The 386-nt window shown below is 71.5% G+C and carries 1 pseudogene; it reads left to right on the forward strand.

Annotated features, from left to right (window positions below):
* Positions 1-148 precede the first annotated feature (148 nt).
* Positions 149-386: pseudogene (locus AC1DF8_RS36245) on the forward strand (DNA polymerase III subunit delta); the annotation flags it as partial.

Raw genomic sequence — 386 nt, forward strand, 5'->3', positions numbered from 1 at the left:
GCGGTGGTCACCTACGACTCCGCCGACCAGCCCTACGCCGCCATCGCCGCCCAGCAGGACGGCCAGGAGCGCGCCGCCGCCGAGGTCGCCCGCAAGATCCAGCTGGACCTGGCCGCCTGGCTGGCCGGCAAGGCGCCCGCCTGATCACGTGGCCATCCTTTCCAAGCGGCAGGACGTCGAGCGGTTCCTGAAGGACCCGACCCCCGACGTCCGCGCCGTCGTCATCTACGGCAAGGACCGCGGCGTGGTGCGCGATCGCGCCACCCAGCTCGCCCACAAGGTGGTTGAACGGCCCGACGACCCCTTCGACACCGCCCTGCTGACCGAGGGCGACCTCGACAGCCAGCCCGGCCGTCTTGAGGATGAGCTGGCGGCCCTGTCTATGA

The organism is Rhizobium sp. 05N49 (assembly GCF_056396805.1).